Annotated in this window: 3 protein-coding genes; 1 reads left to right on the top strand and 2 read right to left on the bottom strand. The window is 61.6% G+C overall.

Annotated features, from left to right (window positions below; genetic code table 11):
* Nucleotides 1-935: alanine racemase (locus EN935_RS27735; RefSeq protein WP_127373827.1), on the bottom strand; the 935-nt coding region annotated here is incomplete at its 3' end.
* Nucleotides 936-1,144: 209 nt separating this feature from the next.
* Here EN935_RS27735 and EN935_RS27730 point away from each other — a divergent pair.
* Nucleotides 1,145-2,062: a DMT family transporter gene (locus EN935_RS27730; protein WP_127265818.1), complete on the top strand. Its 918-nt coding sequence runs from the start codon at nt 1,145-1,147 to the stop codon at nt 2,060-2,062.
* Between the two features lie 543 nt (nt 2,063-2,605).
* Here the strand turns inward: EN935_RS27730 and EN935_RS27725 are convergent.
* Nucleotides 2,606-3,342, bottom strand: a 737-nt coding sequence (locus EN935_RS27725) for a methylenetetrahydrofolate reductase (protein ID WP_127373826.1), incomplete at its 5' end; no start/stop codon positions are given.

Raw genomic sequence — 3,342 nt, 5'->3', positions numbered from 1 at the left:
GGAATGAAACGCGCCGGCAACGTGATCTTGCCGGTCCATGAATCCGACAGCGACGCCCAGATGCCGTCATTGATGTAGAGCCGCTTGCCCTTGCGCAGCAGCACCCGCACGATCAGCGACAGGCAGCGCGCCACGATCACCCGGCCGGGCTCGGCCACCAGCGGCATCTGGTCGAACTGATATTCTTTCAGATCGCCCGACAGCCGCGACATGATCTGGCCGAGCGACGGCATCTCGATCTGCTTGCGATTGGGGTCGTGGCCGTATTCGGCGGGGAAACCGCCGCCGACATCGAGCCCGGCAATATCGAAGGTCAGCCGGTTGCGCACCCAGTCGGCGGAGGCCAGCGCCCGCTCATAGGTGTCGGGATCCTCGATCTGGCTGCCGACATGGAAACACAGGCCAACCTTGTAGCCGGTGCGGTTCAGCCGCTCGGCCAGTTCGACGGCATAGGCCGGCCCTGCGCCGAACTTCTTCGACAGTTCGTAGGCGGCCGATCCTTTCGTCTGGATGCGCACGAACACGCTGATCGAGCCCGGATCGATGTCGAGAGCCCGCACCACCCGTGTCAGCTTGGTGATCTCGTCCTCATGGTCGAGCGAAATGACGCGGATGGCGTATTTCTCCAGCGCCAGCTTGATGTCCGACTGCGCCTTGACCGGGTGCATGTAGAGCATCTCGGCATCGGTAGAGACCGCGCGTACGGCGGCGAACTCGCCCGGCGAAGCGACGTCGAAAGCGTTGACGCCGGCCTCGACCAGGGTCTTCAGCACGATCTGCTCGCCATTGGTCTTGACCGCATAAGCGGTCTTGCCGGGGAACATGCCCATGAACTGCCTGGCATCCGCCATCAGCACCTGCGGGCGGAAGCAATAGACCGGATCGTCCGGGCGAAGCGCCAGTGCCGCCTCGCGGGCATTCTCGAATCGCTGCATGGACGAATCCTTGACCTGAGCTGCGCACAATTAATCCATGCTAGCGGCTAATGAAAACAATTCTGTGTCTCGTGGCGCTGACGCAGCGGCGCTAGGTCTTTGCCAGCAACGTTTGCCAGCGATCAGGTTTCGGGTGGCCCTTGTCGCCGAACCCGATATGGCTTCTGCCTGACTGACTGGCATTCAGGCCGTCTGGGAGGGCGACTCACATGGCAATAGCCGCGACATCAGCACCACGCGGGCCGATGGTGCTCAAGGACTGGGGACAGCTCCTGCTACTCGGTGCGATCTGGGGCGGCTCGTTCTTCTTTGCCCGCATCGCGGTGGCGGAACTTCACCCGCTGGTGCTGGTGCTGTTTCGCGTCGCCATCGCGGCGATTGCACTGCAGATCTATCTCGGCCTGCGTGGCCCGTCCTTCCGCCTCGCTCTTCCGCATGCCGGCCTTTTCTTCCTGCTGGCGCTCACCAACAACGTCGTGCCCTTCTCGCTGATCTTCGCCGGCCAGACAGAGCTTGGCGCAGGCGTCGCCTCGGTGCTCAACGCAACGACGCCGTTCTGGACGCTGATTCTCGCCAACGCGCTGACATCGGACGAAAAACTCTCCTGGAACAAGCTGGCCGGCATTGCGCTCGGCATCGCCGGCACGGCTGTCATGATCGGCCCCGGCCTGCTCGCCGGGCTCGGCGGCCCGGTCTGGGCCAAATTCGCGCTGATCGGCGCCTCGCTGTCCTACGGCATTGCGCTGATGGTCGCCCGCCGTTTCAAGGGTGTGCCCTCGCCGGTCATCGCCACCGGACAGTTGACGGCGTCGACCATCATCATGATCCTGATCGTGCTCTTCACCTACGGTCCATCGGGCCTGTTCTCGGCCTCGCCGCCGGTCTGGGCGGCGGTGCTGGCGCTGGCGCTTCTGTCCACCGCCTTCGCCTACATCCTCTATTTCAACCTCGTCGCCTCGGCCGGCGCCACCAACGCCTCGCTGGTCACGCTCATCGTGCCGGCCAGCGCCATGCTGCTCGGTTTTTTCTTCCTTGGCGAACGTCTAGAGTTGTTCGAAATCGGCGGCGTGTTGCTGATCGCGCTCGGTCTCATCACGATCGACGGACGGCTGCTTGGTCGACGTTAGAGCGCCGCGCGTCCACTGGACGCGCAAAGGACGCTCTAACCACTTAATTGCCCCCGCATCGCGAAAGTCGAATTCGACTTTCGCAGCGGTAGCGCTGCCATGACATGGTAACGACACACCGCCGCCATAATTTATTCACAGGTCTGAAGCTGGATTTTGCCTAGGAGTTTCAAAGCCTAACGGCAAAAGTGGGGTCGCAAATCTAGCAATTACGTCGCAATGCAGCACATTTTCCGCTTGCCTGTGGCACAAATGAACCTAGACTCTCAGGCATAGCTCTTTAAGAGGAGGCTATGTCATGGGACTTACGAGGCCTATCAACGCATTGATGATCTGTGCTGCGTTCGCCTTCATCGGAGCCCTTATTATGGGCTTTCTTCCCTGACCCGCCAAGACGGGGAAGAACCAGCACCACATAGTCCAAACCATTGAAAAGGCCGGGTTTTTACCCGGCCTTTTTGTATCTTGGGCGCTTCTTCGAGGCTCTCATGGTTCGAGCATGATCTTTTCCGAAAACCGGATTCCACTTTTCGGAATCATGCTCTAAGCCGCGGCCGAACCCGCCGCCTCCGCATCATGCGAGCGAATGCCTATCATGTGGCAAATGGCGAAGACCAGATCGGCCCGGTTCATGGTGTAGAAGTGGAAATCGCCGACACCGCGCTCGACCAGATCCATGACCTGTTCGGCCGCCACCGCCGAGGCCACCAGCGCATGCGTCTGCGGGTCCCGGTCAAGGCCCTCGAACCGCTCCGCCAGCCAGCCAGGCACATGCGCGCCCGCCCTCGCGGAAAAGTTCGCGACCTGCCTGAAACTGTGAACCGGCTGGATACCCGGCACGATGGGGATGTAGATGCCGGCGCGGCGGACGCGCTCGACATAGCGCTCGTAGAGATCATTGTCGAAGAAGAACTGGGTGATGGCGCGCGTCGCACCATTGTCGACCTTGCGTTTCAGCATCTCGATGTCGGTGGCGAAATCGGGGCTTTGCGGATGCTTTTCCGGATAAGCCGCGACGGAGATGTCGAAATCCGCGATTGCCTTAAGCCCGGCGACCAGTTCCGCGCCATTCTCGTAGCCACCGGGATGCGGTCGATAGGGTTCGCCGACGCCGGAAGCCGGGTCGCCGCGCAGCGCCACGAACCGGTTGATGCCGATCGACTTGTAATCCTGGATGACCGCATCGACCTCGTCGCGCGTTGCACCGACACAGGTCAGATGCGCCGCGGCGGGAATAGCGGTTTCCGTCAGGATGCGCTTTACAGTACGGGCGGTGCGCT

Source organism: Mesorhizobium sp. M7D.F.Ca.US.004.03.1.1 (genome assembly GCF_003998635.1).
In the GTDB taxonomy this organism is placed as follows: Bacteria; Pseudomonadota; Alphaproteobacteria; order Rhizobiales; family Rhizobiaceae; genus Mesorhizobium; species Mesorhizobium loti.
The sequence above is the reverse complement of the archived record's forward strand: the minus strand, read 5'-3'. Positions and strand labels throughout refer to the sequence as shown.

What these genes read in the sequence shown, in the direction of transcription:
- EN935_RS27730 (WP_127265818.1), top strand. Translation starts at nt 1,145, where the DNA reads ATGGCAATAGCCGCGACATCAGCACCACGCGGGCCGATGGTGCTCAAG.